We start from the raw sequence: 25,142 nt of genomic DNA, 5'->3' as shown, positions 1-25,142 counted from the left end.
TCGCGCTCAGGAAAATATCAGCCTGGCGCGTTTGTCGGCGATCCTGACTGCGGTCAGCCGGCCGCTTTGGAAGGCGCCCGTGTCGATGCCAAGCCGGCGTCCCTCGAGCTTCGGAAGCTCGACCGGCGTATGCCCGTGCACCACATAGCGGTCGAGAAGATGCGCGGCTTCGAAGAACTCCGAGCGGATGTTGAGCAGGTCGTCCTCGTCTTGTGCGGCGAGGTCGATGCCCGGCCTGATGCCGGCATGAACGAATACGAATTTCGCCGAACAGACCATGACCGGCAGCGCACGCATGAAACTGACGTGGTCGGCGGGAATGATCTCCCGAATGCGCCCGTCGACCTCCTCGTTTGAACCGTAGAGATCGGCCATGCGGTCCGGGTCGACGCCGTAGGAAAACAGCGTTTGCAGGCCGCCTATCGCCAGCCACGACTCTCTCGAAATGATCCCGTCGAGATAGTTCAGCATCACGACTTCGTGGTTACCGGCAAGGCAGATACGCTGGAAGCCTTGGAGTGGCGGCGCCAGCAGATGATCGAGCACGCGCGCCGACTGCGGGCCACGATCGACGTAGTCGCCAAGCATGATGATGAGCTTGCGCCCCTCGAAAGACGCAGAATCGAGCAGGATGTTCTGCTCCAGGGAGCGAAGCTCCTTATAGCAGCCATGCACGTCGCCGATCGCGTAGACGACTGAGTCCCGGATATCGATCTCGAGCCGCTGGCGCGCCGCGGTCCGGGTGTTTCTCGATCGCTGGAACAAGGTCACGAATGGCGTCCCGTATGGCTGTGAATGCGCCTCGATCTCGAAACAACATGGCGACGCAGCGCGTGGATACCATGTCTGGCACCGGTCGTTCCATACCGGAGCTTCGAACGCAACTCGGCTTCGGCGTTCTTACAGGCCGATCCCGCGGCCCTTCAGCGCGGCGGTGATCTCGTCGAGGATGGCGGGATCGTCGATCGTCGCGGGCATACTCCATTCTTCCTTGTCGGCGATCTTCTGCATGGTGCCGCGCAGGATCTTGCCGGAGCGCGTCTTCGGCAGGCGCTTGATCGTCACTACCGTCTTGAAAGCTGCGACAGGGCCGATCCGTTCGCGCACCAGCGTAACCACCTCGCTCTCGATGATCCCTGCATCGCGGTCGACGCCCGCATTCAGCACGACGAAGCCGAGCGGAACCTGGCCTTTCATCGCATCGGCAATGCCGACGACGGCGCATTCGGCGACGTCGGGATGCGCGGCCAGCACCTCCTCCATGGCGCCGGTCGAGAGCCGGTGGCCGGCGACATTGATGATGTCGTCGGTGCGGGCCATGACATAGAGATAGCGGTCCTCGTCCATCATGCCGGCATCCGCGGTTTTGTAGAAGCCGGGGAACTCCTCGAGATAGGCTTGGCGAAACCGCTCGTCGGCATCCCACAGCGTCGGCAGGCAGCCGGGGGGCAATGGCAATTTCACCACGACATTGCCAAGCGTACCACGCTTGACCTCATGCCCGGCATCGTCGAGCACGCGGATGTCATAGCCGGGCATCGGCACGCCGGGCGAGCCGTATTTGACCGGCAGCAGGCCCAGTCCGGCGGGGTTGATGGTCATCGGCGAGCCGGTCTCGGTTTGCCACCAATGGTCGATCACCGGCACGTTCAATTTCTGCTCCGCCCATTTGATGGTTTCCGGATCGGCGCGCTCGCCGGCGAGGAACAGCGTGCGGAATTTGGACAGGTCGTATTTCGGGACGAATTCGCCCTTCGGGTCCTGTCCCTTGATGGCGCGAAAGGCGGTTGGCGCGGTGAACAGCGCGACGACGCCGTGCTCGGCAATCACCCGCCAATAGGTGCCGGCATCGGGCGTGCCGACCGGCTTGCCCTCGAACAGCACGGTCGTGCAGCCATGCAGCAGCGGGCCGTAGACGATGTAGGAATGGCCGACCACCCAGCCGACATCGGAAGCCGCCCAAAACACTTCGCCCGGCTTGACGCCGAACTCGTTTTCCATCGACCATTTCAGCGCGACCATATGGCCGCCATTGTCACGGACGATCCCTTTCGGCTGGCCGGTCGTGCCCGACGTGTAGATGAGGTAGAGCGGATCGGTGGCAAGCAGCGGGACACAGTCGACATTGGCGCCGGCGGCCCGCTCTCGCGCCACGGCGTCGGCATAGTCGATATCGTAATTTTCCCTGAGCTCGCAGCGCAGCTGGTCGCGCTGCAGGATGAGGCAGGCTTCGGGCTTGTGCCGCGACATCTCGATCGCTTTGTCGAGCAGCGGTTTATACGCAACGACGCGCCCTGGCTCCAGGCCGCAGGACGCCGAGATGATCAGCTTCGGCTTGGCATCGTCGATGCGGGTGGCGAGCTCATGCGAGGCAAAGCCGCCGAAGACCACCGAATGTACGGCGCCGATCCGCGCACAGGCAAGCATGGCGAAGGCTGCTTCTGGTACCATCGGCATATAGATGATGACGCGATCGCCTTTTTGGATGCCGCGATTCTTGAGCACCGACGTCAGCGCGACCACCTCGCGCCTCAACTCGGCATAGGTGAATTTTCTGATTGTGCCCGAAATCGCGCTGTCATGGATCAACGCGATCTGGTCGGCACGGCCGCCCGCCACGTGGCGGTCGACGGCATTGAAGCAGGTGTTGCAGGAAGCGCCGTTGAACCACCGGCCATAGACGCCGGCATTGGCGTCGAACACGGTCTCGAAGGGCGAGAACCAGTCGATAGCGCCCGCGGCATCGGCCCAAAACTTTTCCGGGTCGCGTTTCCAGCCGTCATAGATCTCGTGGTAGCGTGACGCCATCCAGCTTCCTCCCCAGGAATGTTTGCTGTCCTTGAAATAGCGTATGCTGGTTTGTGTAACCATGTATTTGTGCGTTTCGTTTGCTGTCGTTCTAACTTGGCCGCAAGTGCGGGTCATGGTGGTCTGGGGGCCGGTATCGTTCGAATTTTCGGCATTAGGGGCAGGGCGCGATGAAATTGCGATATGAGCTTGGGTTTGCCGCGGTTGCGACGCTGGCGGTGGTGCTCGCTTCAGCTGCTCAGGCAGGCGACGCGGCGGCTCGGCGCGTCATCGGCTTTTCGCCAGACGGCGACTACTTCGCCTTCGAACAGTACGGCACGCTCGATGCCGGTGCTTCGGATTCGGGCTGGTCGGAGATCGACATCATCGACACCCGCACCGATCAGTTCGTCGGCGGCAAGCCGATCCTCGTCGTCGACGAGACGGAGGATTCGACGCTGACACTTGCGCAGGCAAGGGCACAGGCCGCGGAGCAGGCGGCGCCCTTGCTGGCCAAGTATTACATAGCGCCGCGTGGCGAGCGGACTGCCTTGGACAGGTTCACCTTTCCCGACGACATGGTCGCCTACAACGACATTGCGCGCCTCGAGCAGGTTTCGCAACAATGGCTTTCGCCGACCTATGACGAGCTTGGCATCTCGACCATTCAGCTCGAGCAGATTCTTGCCGATAGCACGGCGGATTGTTCAGCGAGTTTCGACGGGGCACAGCAGGGCGAGATGACCGGCAAGGCGCTCGGCTTTCGCCTGACGCTGCAGGCCAGGACGGCCATCCGATCAAGGTGTTGCACGAGGACAGGACTGTACCCGGTTCGAGGAATTGCCCGACCTCCTATAGCCTGTCGGAATCCTACACCTTCACCCCAGACGGCAAAGCGGGCGTGGTTGTCGTGCTCGTGCAGCGCTTCAGCCAGGGATTTGAAGGGCGTGACCGCCGTTTTCTCGCCGTGACAGGCCAGGTGCACTGAGGCAACGCGCACGGAAGTAGTCCGCTACCCGAGTTGTTGTCCCTAAAGCGGGAGGGCAGCGAGCATAAGTCCGACCCCGCCGACGATCAGCAAGGCGGCTGCCAGCATCTTTCCATGGCGCTCGAAACCCGTCGGCGCCCGATCCCAATTGTAACGCATGATCGAACTCCCCAAACCCGCAGATTCTTTATCTTACGCAGGGTGAGGAGGGCAACTGTCTGACGGTACGCGGCGTTGCCGATGTCGGTCCTATCACCGACTATTTCTAGGGCATTCTCCGCCGCTACATGCCCCAGCGCAGCGCGGCCGTATGTACCGGTGCATCCCACCAAACAGCCGCCTCGTCGTCGAGCATGCTCAGCGTGATCGAACAGCCGGCCATGTCGAGGGAGGTAACATAGGACCCGACCAGCGACCGGGTTACCGTGACGCCGTGCTTCTCGAAGAGTTTGCGGGCGCTGTTGTACATCAGGTAAAGCTCCATCAACGGTGTGCCGCCAAAGCCGTTGACGAAGAGCAGTGCCTGGCCTCTGGCACCGTCGCCCAGGTCACCCAGGATTGCGGTACAGATCTCGTCGGTGATGGCGTCGGCGCTTTTCAATGTGTCACGCCGCCTTCCGGCCTCGCCATGGATGCCGACCCCGAACTCCATCTCGCCGTCGCCGATATCGAAGGTCGGCCTGCCCGCCGCCGGCACGGTGCAACTGGTCAGCGCCACGCCCATCGAGCGCGTCGCGCCGTTGACGCGCTCGCCCAGCGCCTTCAACGGCTCCAGTGGCATGCCTTCTTCGGCCGCCGCGCCGACGATTTTCTCGACCACCAGCGTACCGGCGACGCCGCGCCGGCCGGTTGTGTAGGACGAGTTTTCGACCGCGACGTCGTCATTGGTCACGATTTGCATCACGCCTTCCGACATTTCAGCGGCCATGTCGAAATTCATCACGTCGCCCTCGTAGTTCTTGACGATGAACAGGCAGCCGGCGCCCGTATTGACGACTTCGGCCGCCGCCATCACCTGGTCAGGCGTCGGCGAGGTGAATACCTGGCCGGGGCAGGCGGCATCCAGCATGCCGTGCCCGACGAACCCACCATGCAGCGGCTCGTGACCCGAGCCGCCGCCGGAGATCAGCGCCACCTTGCCCGGCTTGAGCAGCTTGCGGCGGATGAATTTGTGTTCCTCGCCAAGCGCCAGGATATCGGCATGCGCTGCAACGAAGCCGTCGAGGCTCTCGGTCAGCACCGTATCGACCGAATTCAGAAATTTCTTCATGGCTGTCCTCCCGAAATAGCCCAGCGTCAGCTGCCCTTGCCGGCGATGCTGGTGATCTTCTGGATGAAATCGTTGACCGCCCGGTCGAGCGCCGCGTTCTGCTTGTCGTCGCCGAAATCGGGAACGATCAGCGAGACATGACGTGTCTTGCGCATGCCTGCGGCCAGCGACATCTTTCCCGGATGCGCCCGATGGTAGGCCTCAAGGAAATGATCGCGTTCGACCGGGCTGAAATGGCAGACGGAGAAGATAGCCGGCAAATGCTTCGACGGGATCGGCGTCGAGTAGGCTGGGCTTGAAATCTGCGTGACGAAGCTGCGGTGTTTTCCAAGCGCGTCGGCGAGGCGCTGGCGCATGCCGGACGGGCGCTGGTCGATCACCTGCGACAGGATCGTCTTGTAGGCGCGGATCGCCTCTTCGGGGCCGGATTGCGACGCCTTGTCAGCCATGCCGGGGCCTAGATCGAAACGTCCGCGATGGCCGCCTTGGCCATCGCGAGTTGGGCGGGAGCGACGGAGAGGTCACGCAGGCCGGTTTCGAGCAGCGCCGGGATCGAGGCGGGGTCGCCGCCGGCATCGCCACACAGGCTGACCGGGATATTATGCCCGCGGCCGAAGGCCGCAACGGAGGCGATCAGCCGGAGCACGGCCGGGTGCCTGACGGAATTCAGATGTGCGACCGACGCATTGTCGCGCGCGGCCGCCATCACGTATTGGGTCAAATCATTCGAACCGATCGAGAAGAAGGCGGCCTTGGCGAATGCCTCCGGTGCGATGGCCACCGACGGCACCTCGACCATGATGCCAAGCGGCGGCATTTTGTGCGCGATGCCGCGCGCCAAAAGGTCAGCCTGCTCCTCCGCGAACAGCGCGGTGGCGTGTTCATACTCTTCCGGAACGGCGATCATCGGGAACATCACCTTCAAATTGCCGTGCATGGCGGCACGTAGCAAGGCGCGGATCTGCACACGAAAGACCTCCGGACGCATCAGCGACAGCCTGATGCCGCGCAGGCCAAGGAACGGATTACCTTCTTCGACGGTGAGGCCCGGCACAGGCTTATCGCCGCCCGCATCGACAGTACGGATCGTCACCGGCCTCTCGCCTGCCCATTCCAGCACTTTGCGGTAGGCGCGATATTGCGTCTCCTCGCCCGGCAGCGTCTTGCCGAACAGGAATTCGGTCCGCATCAGCCCGACACCGTCGCACGCCGCAGCATCGATGCTGTCGACATCGGACGGATCGGCGATATTCACCTGCACGCGGACCCCTATGCCGGTCTTCGTTGCCGCCGGCCTTGTCAGATAGGCTGCCGCTTTGCCGCGATGCGCCGCGAAAGACGACGACGATCGCCGGAATATGGCGATCTCCGCTTTCGAAGGCGCCAACACGATGCCACCATGTTCGGCATCGAGCAGTGCGATTCCGGTAAGGTGAGCCGGCGAAGCACCTGGCCTGGCCAGCCCACGCTCCATGAGCCCAAGCCCCACCACCATGGGCACGCCGCGTGAGCGTGCCAGCATTGCGACATGACTTGCGGCACTTCCTGCCGTAAGTGCTATGCCGCCGCCTGCACTCCAGTCGGTTTCGAGGAAGCGCGTCGGTGCGATATCCTCGCCGTAGAAGATCGCACCCGCCGGCGGCGCAATGTCGCCGCCCCCGGTCAGCGCGCGCAGCACCTGGTCGCGTATATCGCGCATGTCGGCGGCGCGCGCCCGGAAATAGTCCTGCTCGGATGTTTCATAGCCGGCTATCTCGGCGTCGAGCGCTTTTCGCCAAGCCACATCAGCAGCCATGCCGTCGGCAATTCGCGCAAAGGCCGGGCCGGTCAGCGCGTCGTCCTCCAGCATGGCGAGCTGGAATTCGAGGATGGCGGCCGCCTCGCTGTCGCTGCTTTCGATCAATGTCGCGAGCCGGCCCGCGGCAATGGAGATGGCGGCCTCAAGCGCCGCCTTCTCGCCCGCGGCAGTCGCCTTGCGGACATAACGCACAGCAGCCTGGTCCAGATCGAACAGCGGCCCCTCGGCATAGCCGGCCGATGCCGAAATGCCCTGCAGCCTAAGCGGTTCGGGCATGGTCCTTGCCTTCGTCGAAATCGCGGCGCACCAGCTCGACCAGTGCTCCGACCGCCTCGCCGGCGCCGTCCCCTTTGGCTCTGATGTGCAGGACAGTGCCTTTCGGCGCTTTCGCAGCCATCACCTTGACGATGCTCTTGGCGTCGAACCATGGCCCGTTGGCGGCGAGCGCAATCTCGACGTCGGCCGAAAACGTCTTGGCAAGCTTGGTGAACTTCACCGAAGGACGCGCATGCAGCCCCACCTCATGGGTGATCAGGACGCTGGCTTCGGCTGCTGCGGACATGCTTGTCAAAATTCCCGTTCGTTCACGACGGCGACAATTCGTGCGCCGTCGCCACCACTTCCCTGAGCGAGGCGCCGCCGGAAGCCTCGGTCGCCGCCATCACCGCGCCTTCGACGATCGGCGCATTGCAGACGACGATCTTCTGGGCGCGTGGTTCGCCGATCATCTCGATCGCCATCTCGCTATTGGTCTCGGCACCTCCGAGATCAACGAGGATCGCGACACCCGCCTCCGACCAGGCCTTGTCGATGGCACCTATGATCGCCTCGACATTGGTTCCCAGCCCGCCATGGCCGTTTCCGCCGCACCATGCAAGCGGCACTTCGTTGCCGACCATCTGCCGCACCATGTCGGCGGTGCCTTCGGCGACCAGCGGCGAATGCGAGACGATGACGATGCCGACATTGCTCATGCGCGCCTCTCGATTGCTTCGGCTACGGCCCGCACCAGAAGCGCGGTCGAGCGTGCGCCGGCATCCATATGACCGATCGAACGGTCGCCAAGGAAGGAGGCGCGCCCACGCAGCGCCTTCATCGGCACAGTCGCGTCGGCTGCGTTGTCGGCGATCTCGGCGATGTCCGCTGCCGCCTTTCCCTGCAGCAGGGCCTCGTGCACCGGCTGCAGCACGTCGAGCATGGTTTTTTGCCCGGCCTGCGACTTGCCTCTGGCGGCCACTGCTTCAATCGCCTTGCCGAAGGCCGCCGCCAGATCGGCGCGATCCGGCGCCGCGGGAATCTCCTTGCCGAGCACCATGAACAGCGTGCCGAACAAGGGACCGGAGGCTCCGCCGACGGTCATCACCAGTTTGGTGCCGATCGCCTTCAGCGCCTCGGGCAACGGCTTTGCCGCAAACACGCCGGCCTCGGCCCGCACGGCCTCGAAGCCGCGTTTCATGTTGAGCCCATGGTCGCCGTCGCCGATGGCCTGGTCGAGCCTGGTCAGCTCTTCGGCATGGGCGGCGATGGTGTTTGCCGCCGCCTCGATCAGCCTGGAAATATCCGCTGCCGCCATATCACCCATGCTCCTGGCCCCTACGCTGCCGGCAGTACGAGAAAATTGCATATCCGGCAATTGAAGCATTCTTTTCCCCAGTCAAGCGGGTTCGAGCAACGCAGCGAGGGCCGTGAAGACCTCGGCGACGGCAAAGGCGCCGGGGTCGACCACGCCGTCGAGCTGGCTGCCAATATAGGCGGACCGCCCGGCCTTGGCCTTGCGCATGGCAGCGGTGGCCTCGGCGCCGCGTCGCGCCGCGACCGCCGCATCCTCCAGACTGCCGCTATCCAGCGCCTTCAAGGCGGGTTCCAAGGCATCGACCATCGTGCGATCGCCCATCCTCGCTCCACCATAGAAGGACATCCGATCGAGGCCGGCGAGAAGCGCCTTGGGAAGCGTTTCGCCAGACTCCAGCGCCTGCCCGGCGGCGGTGAAGAAGATCGACAACAGCACGCCGCTGGAGCCGCCCATGCTGGCACTCAGGATGTCGCCCACGGCGGCCAGCGTGGCGGCAGGGTCGGCGAGCGGCAGCGCCGCAAGGCGGCCAAGCACGCTGCGCGCACCGGCCGCCACAGTCGATCCGGTGTCGCCGTCTCCCGCCTTGGCGTCCAGTCCGTTCAACGCGCCTTCAAGCGAGATCAGCCGTTCGCAGATGGCGACCACCAGCCGCTCGGTGCGTGCGTCCGGGCTGGCTTTCGACGCGTTGCCCCGGCCGGCGGCTTTGGCCATCGGCACGACGCTGGCTTGGCGAACGGCTCTTGCCGGCAGCCAGGCGTGAGGGCCTACCGGCGCCCTCAACGCCGCTTCGCGCGGCGCATCGAGCCGGATCAGCGACAAGGAAAAGCCGTTCATGTTGAGCGCGGTCATAAGCTGCCCGGGTCCGATCGTCAGCGTCACCTTTCGTGCCAGCGGTGATGTCAACACCGCATTGGCGACAAGCAACATTTCCAGCGGTGGCACCGAACCGAGATTGTTGATCAGCAAGGCGTAGTCGCTGGCGGGATCGAGCCGCGCGGCAAGGCGCTCCGACATGATCGCAACCAGCCTTTCGGCACTTTGCACCGCAATCCGCTCAACGCCCGGTTCGCCATGGATGCCGAGGCCGAGTTCAGCGTCGTCGGCGCCAAATCTTTCGTCATGGCTCTGACCGGGGATCGAGCAGGATGACAGCGATATGCCGAGGGAAACGATATCCGCCGCCGCGGCCCGCGCAGCAGCGGCAACCGTCGACAGATCGTTGCCGGCTTCCGACATGTGGCCGGCGATCTTGTGCACGAACAAGGTGCCGGCAACGCCGCGCGGCTGGGCAATATCAGGCAGGGCGATGTCGTCGGCGACGATCACCATCTCGACGCGGAAGCCTTCGGCGCGCGCCTTCTCGGCGGCCAAGCCGAAGTTGAGGCGATCGCCGGTATAGTTCTTGACGATCAGCAGGCACCCGGCGGGACCGGTCACCGCGCGGATGGCCGTCAATACTGCTTCCACGCTCGGCGAAGCAAAGATCTCGCCTGATACCGCCGCCGTGAGCATGCCCATGCCGACGAAGCCGGCATGCGCGGGTTCGTGCCCGGCCCCGCCGCCGGAGATGATGCTGACCTTGCTCTTGTCCCAGTCTGCACGGAGGACGACCTTGATTTCGGGATAGCCGTCGAGGCGGGCGAGATCGCCGGTGCCGGTCGTGCCGAGAAAGCCGTCCAGGGCCTCAGTTACGATCGTATCCCTGCGATTGAAAAAATGCTTCATCGAATTGGTCCACTCCGGTGCCCGAAATTGCCGGTTGAAAGGTGCCAGGAAAACACTCGCGCAGCGCTCACAGCAGCCGTCGCCCATCGGCGCCGAAATACAGCGGCGAGCGATAGCGGATCATGATCCTGTCGCCCTGCGCCAGGTCGGTGTCGGGGTCGGTCAGCGTCACCAGCTTCCTGGTCCCCACCGTCACATGCAGATGGTTCTGGTCGCCGAGATGCTCGACCCAATCGACGACGCCGTCGGCATGGCCGTTCGCCGCCTTCGCGATCGAAAGATGTTCGGTCCGCGCACCGATTGTCCTGGTCCCCGCCGGCGCTCCGCCATCCGGCAGCAGTCCGACCGGCAACAAATTGATTGCCGGTTGGCCGAGCCTGGCCGCGACGTGAAGGTTTGCCGGCTCAGAATAGATCGTGCGCGGCGAACCGATTTGGACCAGCACGCCGTCGGCGAGGATGCCGATGCGGTCGGCCATGGTCATCGCTTCGATCTGGTCATGGGTGACGTAGAGCATGGTGGCGCCGAGTTCGGCCTGTATACGCTTCAGCTCGAGCCTGAGATCGGCGCGCAGCTTGGCGTCGAGCGACGACAGCGGCTCGTCCATCAGGTAGATCGACGGCTTGCGCACCAAAGCGCGGCCGATGGCGACGCGCTGCATTTCGCCGCCCGAGAGTTTGGTCGAGCGATTATTCAGCTTGTGGTGGATGCGCACCATCTTGGCCACGTCCTCGACGCGGCGGCGAATCTGATCCTCCGGCATTTTCCTCGCCGGCGAGCGCAGCGGAAAGGCGAGGTTGTCGTAAACCGACAGATGCGGATAGAGCGAATATTGCTGGAACACGAAAGCGGTGTCGCGCTCGGCCGGCGACAGCGTCGTCGTGTCGTGGCCGGCAATATGGATCGAGCCCGCTTCCGGACGCTCAAGCCCGGCGATCAGCCTGAGCGTTGTCGTCTTGCCGGCGCCGGTCGGCCCGAGCAGCACGACGAATTCCCCGTCGGCGATATGCAAATCGAGATTGTCGACGGCGACATGCTCGCCAAAAGCCTTTGTCACGCCTTTGATGTGAACGTCAGCCATGATGCGCTCTCCCCTGGGAGGCCGAGTCATGGATTTCGGTGCGCACCGCACGGCCGGATCCTTTTGCGAACAGCGACAGCCGCGCGCTGTTCAGCGCCAGGCCCACATGATCGCCCGGATTGAGCCGGATTTCGGCCGGCACCCTGGCCTTGATGATGCCGTCTGCCGTCTCCACCGCCACGATCTGGGTGGTGCCGAGATATTCCGTGCCGTAAACAGCTCCGCGCAGCTTCGAAGCGTCGTCGAAGCGGATGTGCTCCGGTCGGATGCCAAGCGCCATCTCGGCCGGCGCGACATCCTCGCGCACCTCCGGCACGGCCACCGTCGCGCCCTGCACAACAACTTCCCTGGCGCCCTTTGAAAGGCCGCCGTCGAAGCCGAGGAAATTCATCGGCGGCGAGCCGATGAAGTCGGCGACGAACATCGTCGCCGGCCGGTCGTAGATCTCACGCGGCGTGCCGAACTGCTCGATGACGCCATGGTTCATCACCGCGATCTTGTCGGCCATCGACATCGCTTCCATCTGGTCGTGCGTGACATAGACGGTGGTGGCGTGGATGCGGTTGTGCAATTCGCGCAGCTCATGGACCATCAGATCGCGGAATTCGGTGTCGAGCGTGCCGAGCGGTTCGTCCATCAGGAAACATTTTGGCCGCCGCACGATGGCGCGGCCGAGCGCCACGCGCTGGCGATCGCCGCCGGCTAGCCCGGAGACCGATTTGTTGAGCAGATGGTCGATCCGCAACAGCTTCGCCGTCTCTTCCACCCTGGCCCGAATTTCAGCGCCTGGCATGCCTTGCGCCAGCAGCGGGAAACCGATGTTCTTTCTCACATTCATGTGCGGATAGAGCGCGAACAGCTGGAACACAAAAGCGATGTCGCGCTCGCGGGCACGCCGCATGGTGACGTCCTCGCCGCCAAGCAGGATCTTGCCGCCGGTCGGCAGTTCGAGCCCGGCGATCATACGAAGCGTCGTCGTCTTGCCGCAACCCGACGGCCCCAGCATGACGAAGAATTCGCCGTCCTCGACGACGAAGTTGGAATCCTGCACGGCGACGAAATCGCCGAATGCCTTTCTCAGATGTTCGACCCTGATCTCAGCCATCGTCTACTCCGGAAATTTCGAGACGATGATGAACATCGCCGTGCCGGCCAGCATGGTGACGAACGAATAGGTGTAGAGCGCCAGCGCGAAGGGCTGGAACAGCATCAGGAAGCCGATGGCGATGATCGCCGTGGCGACGTTTTCCATCAGTCCGCGCCTGGCCCAGACGGGCCAGCGCGATTTGCGTTTTACGGTCAGGCTCATTTGCGCACCGCGCCGAAGGTGATGCCGCGCAGCAATTGCTTGCGAAGCAGGATAGTGAAGACCAGGATCGGCACCAGGAAGATCGTCGTGCCGGCCGCGACCGCCGGCCAGTCCTGGCCGCCTTCGCCGATGATGGTCGGGATGAAGGGCGGCGCGGTCTGCGCCGTGCCCGAGGTCAGCAGCGCAGCGAAGGCGTATTCGTTCCAGGCAAAGATCAGACAGAAGATGGCGGTCGCGGCAATGCCCGTGGTCGCCTGCGGCAGCACGGTGCGCCAGAACGCCTGCAGCCTGGTGTAGCCGTCGATCATCGCCGCCTCTTCATATTCGCGCGGGATCTCGTCGATGAAGCCTTTCAGCAGCCAGACTGCCAGCGACACGTTGACCGCCGTGTAGAGCAGGATCATGCCGAGCGCGGTGTCCGACAGTCCGAGCTCCCGATACATCAGGTAGATGGGAATCGCGACCGCGATCGGCGGCATCATGCGCGTCGACAGGATGAAGAACAGAAGGTCGTCGGCGAGCGGCACCTTGAAGCGCGAAAAACCATAGGCCGACAGCGTGCCGAGGAACACCGCGCAAAACGTCGAGCCGAAGGCGATGATCAGCGAATTGACGAAGCGCGGCATGAAGTTCGACGGGCCGGCGATCACCATATTGCGCTTGCGCACCGTCTCGTCGCAGACCCCCGTCGCCGGTCCCAGGGAGTTGATGTATTCCGGGGTTTGCCGAGTCCGGGTCGAGAACAAGTTGCAGTAGCCCTCGAGGCTCGGCTGGAACAGGATCTTCGGCGGATAGGCGATCGAATCCGGCGGCGTCTTGAAGCTGGTGGCGAAGATCCACAGCAGCGGCACGATCGAGATCAGCGCGTAGGCAACGATGATCGTGCCGGCGACGCGCTTCGACGTGGCCGAGGGTGCGACAACGGAATGGGCTGACGTCAGGCTCATCTCTGCTTCACCTTGTTCAGTGCCTTGACGTAGATGTTGGCCAGGCCGAACACCGCGACGAACAGGATGATGGCGAAGGCCGAGGAATAGCCCGTCCGCCAGCTTTCGAAGGCCTGCCGCTTCAGCGTGATCGAGGCCACTTCGGTGGTCGATCCCGGCCCGCCGCCAGTGAGCAAATTGACCATGTCGAACATCTTGAAGTTCTCGATGCCGCGGAACAGCACCGCCAGCATGATGAAGGGCAGCGCCATCGGCAGCGTGATCGACCAGAACTGCCGCCAGTTGGAGGCGCGGTCGACCTCGGCCGCTTCGTAGATGTATTCGGGGATCGAGCGCAGGCCGGCGAGGCAGATCAGCATCACGTAAGGCGTCCACATCCAGGTGTCGACGATGATGATCGACCATGGCGCCAGCGACACGTTGGAGAGCATGCTGATCTGCGTTGCCGGAATGCCGGTGACGAACGAGACGGCGTAGGCGAACAACCCGATCTGCGGCTCGTAGAGAAAGCGCCAGAAATTGCCGACCACCGCCGGCGACAGCATCATCGGCACCAGGATGATGGTCGTCCAGAAGGCGTGCCCGCGGAACTTGCGGTCGATCAGCCAGGCCAGCGTAAAGCCGATCAGCGTCTGCAGCAGGATGGTCCAGAACACGAAATGCGCTGTCGTCTGCATGGCGATCCAGATGTCCTGGTCGGCGAGGATGCGCTTGTAGTTCGCGAGCCCAAGGTTCTTCACCACCTCATTGGGACGATTGGCGCGAAAATTGGTGAAGGACAGATAGATCGCCCAGAACAGCGGGAAGATGTTGATGGCTAAAAGCAACAGGATCGTCGGCGAGATGAACAGCCAGGCGAGGCCCTTGTCGCTGATGCCCCGGACCTTGCGGGCCAACGGCTCGGGCGTAGCCCGGGCAACGCTGTCCGCAGTCCGATTGAGCATGGTCAGTCCTGCTTCGGTCACTTGGATCGTCTCGACAATGGAATTTATCTGAACTGTGTCCCGTGCCAAGGGCGGCACGGGACGGTTCGGTCATGGGCTCGGGAGGAGCCGGTTACATCTTGCCCCGGTTACATCTTGCCATCGTCCTGGAAGACCTCGGTCCAGTCCTTGACGAGGCCGTCGAGCGCATCCTTGGCCGAGCCTTGCCCGGCAACGACATAGTCGTGGAAGCGCTTCTGCGAGGCCTGCAACAGCGGGGCATAGCTCGGCTCGGCCCAGAAGTCCTTCACGATGGCCATCGAGTCGAGGAAGGTCTGCGCGTAGGGCTGGCTGGCCGGGAAGGCCGGGTCCTTGACGACCGCGTTGAGGCAGGAATAGCCGCCGAGCGACCACCATTTGGACTGCACGTCCTTGTTGGCGAACCATTTGATGTATTTGAGCGCGGCTTCCTGCTTGTCGGAATAGGAGACCACCGAGATGCCCTGGCCGCCGAGCTGGGCGAACTGGTCGCCGTCCGGACCTTTGGGATTGACGAAATAGCCTATCTTGTCGCCGCCGACATTCTCGTCCTTCTGCAGGCCTGGCCAGGTGAAGGCGAAGTTCATGTGCATCGCCACCTGGCCGGATTTGAAGGCATCGACGCCTTCGCCCATGTAGCTGTTCGAGGCGCCGGGAGGGGTGCAGCAGTCATAGAGCGCCTTGTAGAACTCCAGGCCCTTCACCGACTTATCGGAGTTGACGAAGCCTTCCATCTCGTAGGGCTTTTTCGGGTTTTCGTACTGGAAGCCGAAGCTGTAGAGTACGTCCATGGCGCCCATGGTGATGCCTTCCGAGCCGCGCTCGGTATAGATCGACGCGCCATAGACGGTTTTGCCGTCGATCTCGCGTTTCTGGAAGAATTCGGCGATCTGCTTCAGCTGGTCGAAGGTCGTCGGCGGGCCGAGATCCCAGCCATACTTTTCCTTGAATTCCTTCTGCAGCTCCGGCTTGGAGAACCAGTCCTTGCGGTAGGTCCAGCCGACGACATCGCCCATGGCCGGCAGCGCCCAGTAATTTGGCGAGTTCTTCGGCCATTCCGAATAGCCGACCACGGTCGCCGGCACGAAATCGTCCATGCTGATCTTCTCCTTGTCGAAGAAGTCGTTCAGCTTGACGTAATGGCCGTTCTCGGCGGCGCCGCCGATCCACTGGCTGTCGCCTATGATCAAGTCGCACAGCTTGCCGTGCGAATTCAGCTCATTGAGAAAGCGGTCGGCATAGTTGGTCCACGGCACGAATTCGAATTTCATGCCGATGCCGGTTTCCTTGGTGAAGTCCTTGGATAATTCCACAAGCGCGTTGGCCGGGTCCCAGGCTGCCCAGCAAAGCGTCAGATCTTCTGCCTGCGCGACGTTCGAAACGGCTGTCGACGCAACGAGTGCCGAGGCCAGACCCAACGCCAATTTAAAGGTCGATTTCATGCCTTCCTCCCATTTGCGAAACGCGTCCGGATGACGGTTTCAAAAGCCCGCTAAACCCCTCTCCTCCGGGGCCTAAACACAGTGGCGGCAACGCCCGGATGTTTAGTAATTTGTTTAGTGATGCAATTTTTACTAAACAACGCAAGCGAATTCGTTGCTGCACCGCAGCATGCTGGATAGGAACCAACGTGAGAAGTTGCGGCGGCCTGCCTAGGTCACCGTCTTGTTGCTGACCGTCACCGGTCGGATCACTGGGGCCGGCGGCAGCAGCGCGCGGATATCGGCGAAGGGGAAGACCGGCTCGAAGCGGAAGGCCTCGGCGAATGATCCGGCTAGGCCGTTGCACTGGCCGGCGCGGAAGGCGTTCTGCGTGCGCGCCGCGTCGACGAAACGCTCGGGATCCTGCGACTGGTGCGCCCGGATCGCCTCCGCCTTGAGATCGAAATGCCCGGAGGTATCGACGTAATGCGTTGGCGAAAACCCGGTGCCGCCGAACGTGTCGGCATGCAGCACCGGCACCGAGAATGATGCGGCGATGCGCATGCCATCCGACAGCGCGCGGTGGTCGCCATGATAGTCGTTCGGCGCATGGGTGATCGCCAGATCCGGCCCTATCTCGCCGATCAGCGCTTTCAGCGCTCCGATCAGGGCGGCGTCCGCCACCAGTGCGCCATCGGGAAAGTCGAGGAAGCGCGGCGTCACGCCAAGCAGACCGGCCGCCGCGGTCGCCTCCTTGCGGCGCGTGCGGGCAAGCGCGGCCGGATCGCCATAGCCGCCCCTGGTGCCATCCGTGGCTATGGCAAAAAAGAGTTCTGCGCCTTGCGCGGCATAGGCCGCCATCGTACCGAACATGAAGATCTCGATGTCGTCCGGATGCGCGCCAAGCGCCAATATCTTCACTCTCATCTCTCCCGGAAACGGAAAAACGTGCCCAACGGAATTCTGCTCGCTCTCATCGCCTATGCAAGCTATTCGTGCAGCGACGCCGTTGTCAAAAGCCTGGGCGGGCAGTTCAACGTCTTCGAGATCGGCTTCTTCTCGACATTGTTTGCCGGCTGCTTTCTGCTCTTTGCCAGGCCGCCAGGCGAGCGCTGGCGCGATTTCTGGCGCACGACCCGGCCCTGGGCGGTACAGGCCCGCGCCTTGGCCGGCATCGCGTCGGGCGTGCTCAGCGTCTATGCCTTCACCACCATCCCGCTGGCGGAAGTCTATGCGCTGATCTTCCTGGCGCCGCTGTTCGTCACCATCCTGGCCACGCTGGTCCTCAAGGAGAAGGTCGGCCCCTGGCGGTGGCTTGCGGTCGTCGCTGGCTTTGCCGGGGTCATGCTGGTCGTCAGGCCTGGTTTTCGCGAGTTGCATCTTGGTCATCTGGCGGCGTTCATCATCGCTTTCCTAGCCGCCACCAATGTCATCCTGATGCGTTCGCTCGCCGCTCAGGAAAAGCGCACGACGATGCTCGGCGTGCTGATCGGCTACGGCCTGTTCTTCAACGGCGTCGGTGTGGCGGCCACCTCGTTCTCGCTGCCGGATGGCAGGCAATGGGCCTGGCTGGTGCTGGCCGGCGCCTTCACCGCCGGCGGCCAGCTGCTGCATCTGCTGGCGGTCAAATACGCACCGGCCAACCGCATCGCGCCGACGCATTATTCGCAGATCGTCTGGGCGGTGCTTCTAGGTGCGTTGTTCTTCAGGGAATATCCGGATTTTCTGTCGCTGGTCGGGCTCGCCGTGGTCGGCGGTTCCGGCCTGCTGACGATGGTGCGCGAGGAGGTGCGGCTCGGCACGGTGCGCTGGAACCCGTTTTCGCGGACCAGGCTTTGAATCGGCGCCGAGGTTGCGCCGCGACCGTCACCGCTGATACGCGATCGGCGCCAACTGGCTGCACACCATTAGCACAATGACCACAAAACTCTTGCCGGACCTGCCGGTCTCCGCTGTCTTGCCGGCGCTCGATGAAGCGCTGAGCCATGGTAACAGCGCCGTGCTGGTGGCGCCGCCCGGCGCCGGCAAGACGACTTTGGTTCCACTGGCACTGCTCGACGCTGAATGGCTAGGCGCCGGAAAAATCATTCTGCTCGAGCCTCGCCGCCTCGCGGCCCGCGCTGCCGCCCGCCGCATGGCCGAATTGCTTGGCCAAGAGCCCGGCGAAACTGTCGGCTATGCCATGCGCATGGAAAACCGCACGTCCGCGAAGACCAGGATTCTCGTCGTCACCGAAGGCGTGCTGTCCCGCATGATCCTCGACGATCCCGAGTTGCCCGGTGTCGCGGCGGTGTTGTTCGACGAGTTCCACGAACGCTCGCTCGACGGCGATTTCGGGCTGGCGCTGGCGCTCGACGTGCAAAGTGCGCTGAGGCTCGACCTCAGATTGCTGGTGATGTCGGCGACGCTCGATGGCGCGCGTGTCGCAAAATTGCTGTCCGGCGCGCCGGTGATCGAGAGCGCAGGCCGCGCCTTTCCGGTCGACATCCGCTATGACGAGCGGCCGGCCGGCATCGCCATCGAGGACGCGATGGCCAGGGCGATCCGCTCGGCGCTTGCCGGGGAGGTGGGCAGCGTGCTCGCTTTCCTGCCCGGCCAGCGCGAGATCGAGCGCACCGCGGAGCGGCTGGCCGGCAAGGTCGGTGCCGACACCGATATCGTGCCGCTCTACGGCATGCTCGACAACAAGAGGCAGGATGCGGCGATCAAGCCTGCGCCGCCCGGCCGCCGCAAGGTGGTGCTGGCGACGTCGATCGCCGAAACCTCCATCACCATCGATGGCGTGCGCGTCGTCATCGATTCCGGCCTGTCGCGGCTGCCGCGCTATGAGCCGGCGAGCGGCCTGACGCGGCTGGAGACGGTGCGTGCTTCGCGCGCTTCCGCCGACCAGCGCGCCGGCCGTGCCGGGCGCACGCAGCCCGGCGTCGCCATCCGGTTGTGGCGGGCCGAGCAGACGACGGCACTGCCGGCCTTCACGCCGCCGGAAATCCTCGAGGCCGATCTTTCCGGCCTGTTGCTCGATTGCGCCGCGTTCGGCGTCGCCGATCCGACCAGCCTGTCCTTCCTCGATCCCCCGCCGGCTGCGGCGCTCACCGAGGCGAGGGCGCTGCTGCGTGCGCTCGATGCGGTCGATGCAGCAGGACGCCTGACGGATGCCGGTGCCGCGATGCGCAGGCTGGCGCTACCGGTGCGGCTCGCCCACATGGTCGCCGAGGCGGCAAGGACCGGACAGGCGCTCGAGGCGGCGATGCTCGCCGTGCTATTGACCGAGCGTGGCCTTGGCGGCGAGGGTGCCGATCTCGAACGGCAGCTAATGCGCTTTCACGCCGACAGATCGCCGCGTTCCACCGCTGCCCGGCAGTTGGCCGAGAGGTTGGCAAAGCAGGCTTCGTCGTCCCCCTCCAGGGGAGGGTCGGCGAACGAGCCAAGCGCAGCGAGACGAGGGAGACGGGGCGGGGTCGCCGATGGCGTGCCCGAATCGACCCCGCCCCGATCCGCTACGCGGATCAACCCTCCCCTCAAGGAGAAGGGCAGCACTGCCGGCTCGCTCCTCATCCATGCCTGGCCGGATCGGGTCGCCAAAGCGCGCGGCGAGCGTGGCCGCTTCGTGCTTGCCAACGGCTCGGGCGCCACGCTCGACGCCTCCGATCCGCTGGCCGGCGAGACATGGCTCGTCGTCGCCGACCTGCAGGGCAAGGCGCAGAACGCCCGCATCACCGCGGCGGCAGCCATCGATGAGACCGATATCCGTGCCGCGCTGGCGGAAAGGATCGAGACGCGCCGCGAGGTCAGCTTCGACCGCGACAGGCGCGCCGTGCGGGTGCGCGAAACGGTTCGCCTTGGGGCCATCACGTTGTCCGAACGCATGCTGCCGGCGCCGACCGGTGCCGACGCGGATCGCGCCATCCTCGACGCCTTGCGCGAACACGGTCTGTCCCTGTTGCCGTGGACCAGGGAGGCGGAGACGTTGCGGCAGCGGCTCGGCTGGCTGCATCGCGGCCTCGGCGCGCCATGGCCCGATGTCTCCGATGCCGCGCTCGTCGAGCGCCTCGACGACTGGCTGCTGCCATTCCTTTCCGGTGCCACAGCCTTTACGGCGATTGATCCTAGCGTGCTTTCGCAAGGCCTGATGACGCTGGTGCCGCACGAATTGCAGCGCAAGATCGACACATTGGCGCCGACCCATTTCGACGCGCCGTCGGGCAGCCGGCTACCGATCCGCTATGACGGCGAATGGCCGGTGCTGGCGGCGCGCGTGCAGGAACTGTTCGGCCTCGACCGGCATCCGGCGATCGCCAACGGCACTGTGCCGCTGACCCTCGAATTGCTGTCGCCGGCGCACCGGCCGATCCAGACGACGCGCGACCTGCCCGGCTTCTGGCGCGGCTCCTGGGCCGATGTGCGGGCAGAGATGCGTGGCCGCTATCCCAGGCATGTCTGGCCGGAGAACCCGCTTCTCGCCGCCGCCACCAGCCGCGCGAAGCCGCGCGGTACCTGATGCTTCCCGGACCATGATCACAACCCGAAGGTCCGCGTCAGCGGAAGGTGGTCCCGGTTTTCGGAAAGACCTCCAGCGGTTTCCCCTCTATAATCCCGCCATGATAAACATTCTGCACGCGCCCGACTTCCAGCAAAGCCAGCGGCTGCGCCTCAACACGCTGATCAGGCTGCGCTGGCTTGCCATTGTCGGCCAGAGCCTGACTGTGCTTGTCGTCGCCTACGGGCTGAAATTTCCGCTGCCGGTCAGCATGTGTTTTGCGCTGATCGCCTGTTCGGCCTGGATGAACCTGTTGCTGACCTTCCGCTATCCGGCGGCGCATCGGCTTACCCCGTTCTCGGCCTTTGCCATCCTGACCTTCGATAGCCTGCAGCTTGCCGGCCTGCTCTACATGACCGGCGGCCTTACCAATCCGTTTTCGCTGCTGATGACCGTGCCCGTCGTCGTCTCGGCGACGTCGCTGCCGCTGCGATTGACGGCTCTGCTCGGCGCGCTGGTGATCGTGGCGGCGACGCTGCTGGTCTTCTACCACCTGCCGCTGCCCTGGCATGAGGGGGCGCCATTGGCGATGCCCTTCATCTATGTCGCCGGCATGTGGATGGCGGTGTTCTGCTCCATCGCCTTTACCGCGATCTATGCCTTCCGGGTGGCAGAGGAGGCGCGGCTGCTTGCCAACGCGCTTGCCGCCACGGAATTGGTGCTTCAGCGAGAACAGCATCTCTCGGCCCTCGACGGCCTCGCCGCGGCCGCCGCGCACGAACTCGGCACGCCGCTCGCCACCATCACGCTTGTCGCCAAGGAGATGGAGAAGGCGCTTGGCGAAGATCCGAAATACGGCGAGGACGTGAAGCTGCTGCGTTCGCAGAGCGAGCGCTGCCGCGAAATCCTGAAGCGCCTGACCAGCCTTTCCTCCGAGAGCGAAGTGCACCTCTCGCGCCTGCCGCTGACCTCGCTGGTCGAGGAAGTGACGGCACCGCACCGCGATTTCGGCATTTCGATCAAGCTTCGGCCGGGCGAGCGCATCGGCCCGGAACCGGTGGGCCGGCGCAATCCGGGCGTCATTTACGGCCTCGGCAATTTGGTCGAGAACGCCGTCGACTTCGCCCGCAAGAACGTCACCATACGCTGGAGGTGGAACGAGGCCGCCGTCAGCTTCTCGATCATCGACGACGGGCCGGGCTTTCCACCGGAGATCATCGACCGTATCGGCGAACCCTATATGTCGACCCGCCAGGGCACCGAAGCCGGCGGCGGCCTCGGCCTCGGCCTATTCATCGCCAAGACCTTGCTCGAACGCTCCGGCGCGACGCTCGATTTCCGTAATTCGAGCGAGCCCGGCGAGGGCGCTATCGTGCAGATATCGTGGCCGCGCAGCGTCTTCCTTAATCCCGAGCAGGCTTCGGCCACCATGTTCGACACGGCCTAAATTGGACAATAGCGTTGCGAAACTATATTTGCGTAAAAATCAGGCAGCAGGATTTTCAGCACGATGAGTACTGACGAAACGATTGGCGCAATGGTCGAAGGCGAGGACACCTCGTTGCTGATCGTGGACGACGACAAGCCGTTCCTGACGCGGCTTGCCCGCGCCATGGAAACCAGGGGTTTCGTGGTCGAGACGGCGGAGAGCGTCGAGGAGGCGGTTGCCAAGGCGCGCGCCAATCCGCCGGCCTATGCGGTGGTCGACATGCGGCTGGCCGACGGCAACGGCCTCGACGTCGTCGCTGCCATTCGCGAGAAGCGCGACGATGCTCGCGCCATAATCCTTACAGGCTATGGCAACATCGCCACCGCGGTGACGGCGGTAAAGCTCGGCGCCATCGACTATCTGTCGAAGCCGGCCGATGCCGATGATATTTTTGCCGCCCTGACCCGCACCGCGGGCGAACGCGCAGCGCCGCCAGAAAATCCAATGTCGGCCGATCGCGTGCGCTGGGAACACATCCAGCGCGTCTACGAAATGTGCGACCGCAACGTCTCGGAAACCGCACGCCGCCTGAACATGCATCGCCGCACGCTGCAACGCATCCTCGCCAAGCGCGCGCCGCGCTAAAGGGCTCTCATTACAGGCTTGCCCGGCCAGCGCTGTTTGCGCATCATCGCTTGGCGGTGTCGGACCTTGCCGCTGATACGACGGAGGCGACATGCAGGACGAAAAGCGGCTGGTCTCCATGCTGCGCGAATTCCTCGACAGCGAGGCGGCCGGCGGCCTCATCCTGATGGCTGCGGCGGCCTTGGCCCTGATCGTCGCCAATTCGCCGCTGGGCGAGGCTTATTTCTCCGCCCTCCATGCCTATCTCGGACCGCTCAGCGTCTCGCACTGGATCAATGACGGCCTGATGGCGGTGTTCTTCCTGCTGGTCGGTCTCGAGATCAAGCGCGAAATGCTTGACGGCCAGCTGTCGACCTGGCCGCGCCGCGTGCTGCCCGGCATCGCCGCCGCCGGCGGCATGGCAGCGCCGGCACTGGTCTACGTCGCCATCAACCGCAACAATCCAGCCGCTCTGTCCGGCTGGGCGATCCCAACCGCCACCGATATCGCCTTTGCGCTCGGCGTGCTGTCGCTGCTCGGCAGCCGCGTCCCGGGTTCGCTGAAGATATTCCTCACGGCGCTTGCCATCATCGACGATCTCGGCGCGGTGCTCATCATCGCGGTGTTCTATACCAGCGGCCTCTCGCTCGCCTATCTCGGCGCCGCCTTCGCCGTGATCGCGCTGCTGGTGGTGCTCAACCGCATGCGGGTGCTGACGCTGCTGCCGTACATTTTGCTCGGCATCGTTCTGTGGGTTTTGGTGCTCAAATCGGGCGTCCATGCGACGCTCGCCGGCGTCGCGCTGGCCCTCACCATACCGCTGAAGATATCGCCGGGCAGCGGCCATGATCTCGACCATTCGCCGCTGCACCGGCTCGAACACGGCCTGCACAAAGTCGTCGCCTTTTTCGTCATCCCGACTTTCGGCTTTGCCAACGCCGGCGTCTCGCTCGCCGGTCTCAGCGCTGCCGCCCTGGCCGAGCCGCTGACGCTCGGCGTCGCCGCCGGCCTCGTCTTGGGCAAGCTGGTCGGCGTGTTCGGGTCTTCCGCGCTTGCCATCCGGCTTGGCTTCGCCGATCTGCCGGTCAATGCCGGCTGGCTGCACATGGTCGGCATTTCGCTGCTCTGTGGCATCGGTTTCACCATGAGCCTGTTCATCGGCCTGCTCGCCTTCGCCAGCGACGCCGCCCTGCAGGACGCGGTCAAGGTCGGCATCCTCGCCGGCTCCTTCATCGCCGCGCTCCTAGGCGCCGCTGTGCTGCTGGTGGCGCCGGCCGCAGGCGAGGCGGAGGAGGCGGAAGAATAGGCGTCTCCTCGCGGGCGCTACCCGTGAGCGACCATGACGTGGCGGACGGCGGTATAGTCCTCCAGCGCGTAGAGCGACATGTCCTTGCCGTAGCCGGATTGTTTCAACCCGCCATGCGGCATCTCGTTGGTCAGCATGAAATGGGTATTGATCCAGGTGCAGCCATATTGCAGCCGGGCGGCTGTCGCCATGGCCCGCGAAACGTCCTTGGTCCACACCGACGACGCCAGGCCGTAGTCAGAATCATTGGCCCAGTTCACCGCTTCGTCAACTTCGGAAAAGCGGGTGACCGAGACCACCGGACCGAACACTTCGCGGCGCACGATCTCGTCCTCCTGCAGCGCGCCGGCGACGACGGTCGGCTGGTAGAAGAAGCCGGAGCCCTCGCCCGGCTTGCCGCCCGTGGTGATCTCGATGTGCTTGAGCTCAGAGGCGCGCTCGACGAAGCTCGAGACGCGGTCACGCTGGCGACGCGAGATCAGCGGGCCGATCTCGTTCTCGGTATCGTCAGGACGATCATACTTGATAGTCGAGACGGCAGCGGAGAGGTCGGCGACGAGCTTGTCGTAGATCTTCTTGCCGGCGTAGATGCGGCAGGCGGCGGTGCAGTCCTGGCCGGCATTGTAATAGCCGAAGGCGCGCAGGCCGTTGACCACCGCGCCGAGATCGGCGTCGTCGAAGACGATGACCGGCGCCTTGCCGCCGAGTTCGAGATGCGTGCGCTTGACCGATTTGGCGGCAGCCTGCAGCACCTTCTTGCCGGTGGCGACGTCGCCGGTGATCGAGATCATGTTGACTTTCGGGTGGTTGATCAGCGTGTTGCCGACGCTGTCGCCGCGACCGAGCACGACGTTGACGACGCCTTCCGGCAGGATCTCGGCAAGGATTTTCGCCAACTTCAGCGCGGTCAGCGGCGTCTGTTCCGACGGCTTGAAGACGACGGTGTTGCCGCCGGCAATCGCCGGCGCCAGCTTCCAGGCCATCATCATCAGCGGATAGTTCCACGGCGCGATCGACGCGACAACGCCGATGGCGTCTCGGCGGACCATCGAGGTGTGGCCGGGAATGTATTCGCCGGCGACCTGGCCGGGCATCGAGCGGACCGCGCCGGCAAAGAAGCGGTAGCAGTCGACGATCGCCGGGATCTCGTCATTGAGCACGGCATTGATCGGCTTGCCACAGTTCAGCGCCTCGAGCGCCGCGAAATCCTGTGCAGCAGCCTCGATGCGATCGGCGATCTTCAGGAGATAGCCGGCGCGCTGCGCCGGTGTTGTGCGGGACCAGGTGACGAAGGCTTTTTCGGCAGCAAGCACGGCCGCCTCGATCTGCGCTGGGCTGGCCTCAGGCAGATTGAGGATGGTCGCCCCGGTCTTCGGGTTGAGGATCGGCTCCTCGGTCTCGGTGCCTTTTTCGAATTTCGCGCCGATCAGCATCTGCGTGTCCAT

Annotated in this window: 23 protein-coding genes and 1 pseudogene; 7 read left to right on the top strand and 17 right to left on the bottom strand. The window is 64.1% G+C overall.

What is annotated here, in order from left to right:
* Positions 1 to 6: 6 nt before the first annotated feature.
* Both NKJ84_RS14335 and NKJ84_RS14330 read right to left on the bottom strand, forming a co-directional pair.
* Positions 7 to 771 carry a metallophosphoesterase family protein gene (locus NKJ84_RS14335; protein WP_352506973.1) on the bottom strand — a complete coding sequence of 255 codons (765 nt, stop codon included), beginning with the start codon at positions 769 to 771 and terminating at the stop codon, positions 7 to 9.
* A 129-nt stretch (positions 772 to 900) separates the two neighbouring features.
* On the bottom strand, positions 901 to 2,808 hold the full coding sequence (locus tag NKJ84_RS14330; protein ID WP_352506972.1) for a propionyl-CoA synthetase: 1,908 nt from the start codon (positions 2,806 to 2,808) through the stop codon (positions 901 to 903).
* Between the two features lie 170 nt (positions 2,809 to 2,978).
* Between NKJ84_RS14330 and NKJ84_RS14325 the strand changes: the two are divergent.
* Positions 2,979 to 3,503 (top strand): annotated as a pseudogene (locus NKJ84_RS14325) (DUF2259 domain-containing protein); the annotation flags it as partial.
* Between the two features lie 86 nt (positions 3,504 to 3,589).
* Positions 3,590 to 3,775 (top strand): DUF2259 domain-containing protein, encoded by a 186-nt coding sequence (locus tag NKJ84_RS14320; RefSeq protein ID WP_352506971.1) that lies wholly within the window; start codon positions 3,590 to 3,592, stop codon positions 3,773 to 3,775.
* A gap of 283 nt (positions 3,776 to 4,058) precedes the next feature.
* Here the strand turns inward: NKJ84_RS14320 and dhaK are convergent, their stop codons facing one another.
* The 14 genes from dhaK to NKJ84_RS14250 form a co-directional block, all read right to left on the bottom strand.
* Positions 4,059 to 5,045, bottom strand: coding sequence for a dihydroxyacetone kinase subunit DhaK (dhaK, locus tag NKJ84_RS14315; protein ID WP_352506970.1), 987 nt, complete (start codon positions 5,043 to 5,045; stop codon positions 4,059 to 4,061).
* A 26-nt stretch (positions 5,046 to 5,071) separates the two neighbouring features.
* Positions 5,072 to 5,494, bottom strand: a complete 423-nt coding sequence (locus NKJ84_RS14310) for a hypothetical protein (protein ID WP_352479842.1) — start codon at positions 5,492 to 5,494, stop codon at positions 5,072 to 5,074.
* An 8-nt stretch (positions 5,495 to 5,502) separates the two neighbouring features.
* On the bottom strand, positions 5,503 to 7,119 hold the full coding sequence (ptsP, locus tag NKJ84_RS14305) for a phosphoenolpyruvate--protein phosphotransferase (RefSeq protein WP_352506969.1): 1,617 nt from the start codon (positions 7,117 to 7,119) through the stop codon (positions 5,503 to 5,505).
* Complete coding sequence (locus tag NKJ84_RS14300; RefSeq protein WP_023676329.1) at positions 7,103 to 7,405, bottom strand: HPr family phosphocarrier protein; 303 nt, start codon at positions 7,403 to 7,405, stop codon at positions 7,103 to 7,105. The genes ptsP and NKJ84_RS14300 overlap by 17 nt, the downstream gene beginning before the upstream one ends.
* 22 nt (positions 7,406 to 7,427) lie before the next feature.
* Entirely contained in the window at positions 7,428 to 7,817 is a 390-nt protein-coding gene (dhaM, locus tag NKJ84_RS14295; protein WP_352506968.1) for a dihydroxyacetone kinase phosphoryl donor subunit DhaM, read from the bottom strand.
* Complete coding sequence (dhaL, locus tag NKJ84_RS14290; protein WP_352506967.1) at positions 7,814 to 8,416, bottom strand: dihydroxyacetone kinase subunit DhaL; 603 nt, start codon at positions 8,414 to 8,416, stop codon at positions 7,814 to 7,816. The genes dhaM and dhaL overlap by 4 nt, the downstream gene beginning before the upstream one ends.
* Before the next feature lie 81 nt (positions 8,417 to 8,497).
* A complete protein-coding gene (locus tag NKJ84_RS14285) occupies positions 8,498 to 10,141 on the bottom strand; it encodes a dihydroxyacetone kinase subunit DhaK (RefSeq protein ID WP_352506965.1) in 1,644 nt (547 codons plus the stop codon).
* Between the two features lie 67 nt (positions 10,142 to 10,208).
* A complete protein-coding gene (locus NKJ84_RS14280) occupies positions 10,209 to 11,222 on the bottom strand; it encodes an ABC transporter ATP-binding protein (protein WP_352506964.1) in 1,014 nt (337 codons plus the stop codon).
* Positions 11,215 to 12,327: an ABC transporter ATP-binding protein gene (locus tag NKJ84_RS14275; RefSeq protein WP_352506963.1), complete on the bottom strand. Its 1,113-nt coding sequence runs from the start codon at positions 12,325 to 12,327 to the stop codon at positions 11,215 to 11,217. The genes NKJ84_RS14280 and NKJ84_RS14275 overlap by 8 nt, the downstream gene beginning before the upstream one ends.
* Before the next feature lie 3 nt (positions 12,328 to 12,330).
* Positions 12,331 to 12,531 carry a hypothetical protein gene (locus NKJ84_RS14270; protein WP_352479849.1) on the bottom strand — a complete coding sequence of 67 codons (201 nt, stop codon included), beginning with the start codon at positions 12,529 to 12,531 and terminating at the stop codon, positions 12,331 to 12,333.
* Positions 12,528 to 13,478 (bottom strand): carbohydrate ABC transporter permease, encoded by a 951-nt coding sequence (locus tag NKJ84_RS14265; protein ID WP_254816115.1) that lies wholly within the window; start codon positions 13,476 to 13,478, stop codon positions 12,528 to 12,530. Before NKJ84_RS14265 ends, NKJ84_RS14270 begins: the two co-directional genes overlap by 4 nt.
* Positions 13,475 to 14,422: a carbohydrate ABC transporter permease gene (locus NKJ84_RS14260; protein ID WP_302893612.1), complete on the bottom strand. Its 948-nt coding sequence runs from the start codon at positions 14,420 to 14,422 to the stop codon at positions 13,475 to 13,477. The genes NKJ84_RS14265 and NKJ84_RS14260 overlap by 4 nt, the downstream gene beginning before the upstream one ends.
* Positions 14,423 to 14,550: 128 nt before the next feature.
* On the bottom strand, positions 14,551 to 15,882 hold the full coding sequence (locus NKJ84_RS14255) for an ABC transporter substrate-binding protein (protein WP_254816117.1): 1,332 nt from the start codon (positions 15,880 to 15,882) through the stop codon (positions 14,551 to 14,553).
* Between the two features lie 210 nt (positions 15,883 to 16,092).
* Positions 16,093 to 16,782: a PIG-L deacetylase family protein gene (locus tag NKJ84_RS14250; protein WP_352506962.1), complete on the bottom strand. Its 690-nt coding sequence runs from the start codon at positions 16,780 to 16,782 to the stop codon at positions 16,093 to 16,095.
* Between the two features lie 27 nt (positions 16,783 to 16,809).
* Between NKJ84_RS14250 and NKJ84_RS14245 the strand changes: the two genes are divergently transcribed.
* The 5 genes from NKJ84_RS14245 (at position 16,810) to nhaA (ending at position 23,697) form a co-directional block, all read left to right on the top strand.
* Positions 16,810 to 17,700, top strand: coding sequence for a DMT family transporter (locus NKJ84_RS14245; RefSeq protein ID WP_352506961.1), 891 nt, complete (start codon positions 16,810 to 16,812; stop codon positions 17,698 to 17,700).
* Between the two features lie 76 nt (positions 17,701 to 17,776).
* Positions 17,777 to 20,359 carry an ATP-dependent helicase HrpB gene (gene hrpB / locus NKJ84_RS14240; protein ID WP_352506960.1) on the top strand — a complete coding sequence of 861 codons (2,583 nt, stop codon included), beginning with the start codon at positions 17,777 to 17,779 and terminating at the stop codon, positions 20,357 to 20,359.
* Between the two features lie 100 nt (positions 20,360 to 20,459).
* On the top strand, positions 20,460 to 21,785 hold the full coding sequence (locus NKJ84_RS14235; RefSeq protein WP_352506958.1) for an ActS/PrrB/RegB family redox-sensitive histidine kinase: 1,326 nt from the start codon (positions 20,460 to 20,462) through the stop codon (positions 21,783 to 21,785).
* Positions 21,786 to 21,848: 63 nt separating this feature from the next.
* Positions 21,849 to 22,412 (top strand): ActR/PrrA/RegA family redox response regulator transcription factor, encoded by a 564-nt coding sequence (locus tag NKJ84_RS14230; RefSeq protein WP_023676342.1) that lies wholly within the window; start codon positions 21,849 to 21,851, stop codon positions 22,410 to 22,412.
* A 91-nt stretch (positions 22,413 to 22,503) separates the two neighbouring features.
* On the top strand, positions 22,504 to 23,697 hold the full coding sequence (nhaA, locus tag NKJ84_RS14225) for a Na+/H+ antiporter NhaA (RefSeq protein WP_352506957.1): 1,194 nt from the start codon (positions 22,504 to 22,506) through the stop codon (positions 23,695 to 23,697).
* Between the two features lie 17 nt (positions 23,698 to 23,714).
* On the opposite strand, the gene NKJ84_RS14220 is transcribed toward nhaA, so the two are convergent.
* The gene (locus tag NKJ84_RS14220) at positions 23,715 to 25,142 is read right to left on the bottom strand and encodes a gamma-aminobutyraldehyde dehydrogenase (protein ID WP_352506956.1); all 1,428 of its coding nucleotides are present in this window, start codon (positions 25,140 to 25,142) and stop codon (positions 23,715 to 23,717) included.

The sequence above is a fragment of the Mesorhizobium sp. M0048 genome (genome assembly GCF_040323405.1).
Taxonomy (GTDB): Bacteria; Pseudomonadota; Alphaproteobacteria; order Rhizobiales; family Rhizobiaceae; genus Mesorhizobium.
This window is presented reverse-complemented; position numbering and strand designations above follow the sequence as displayed.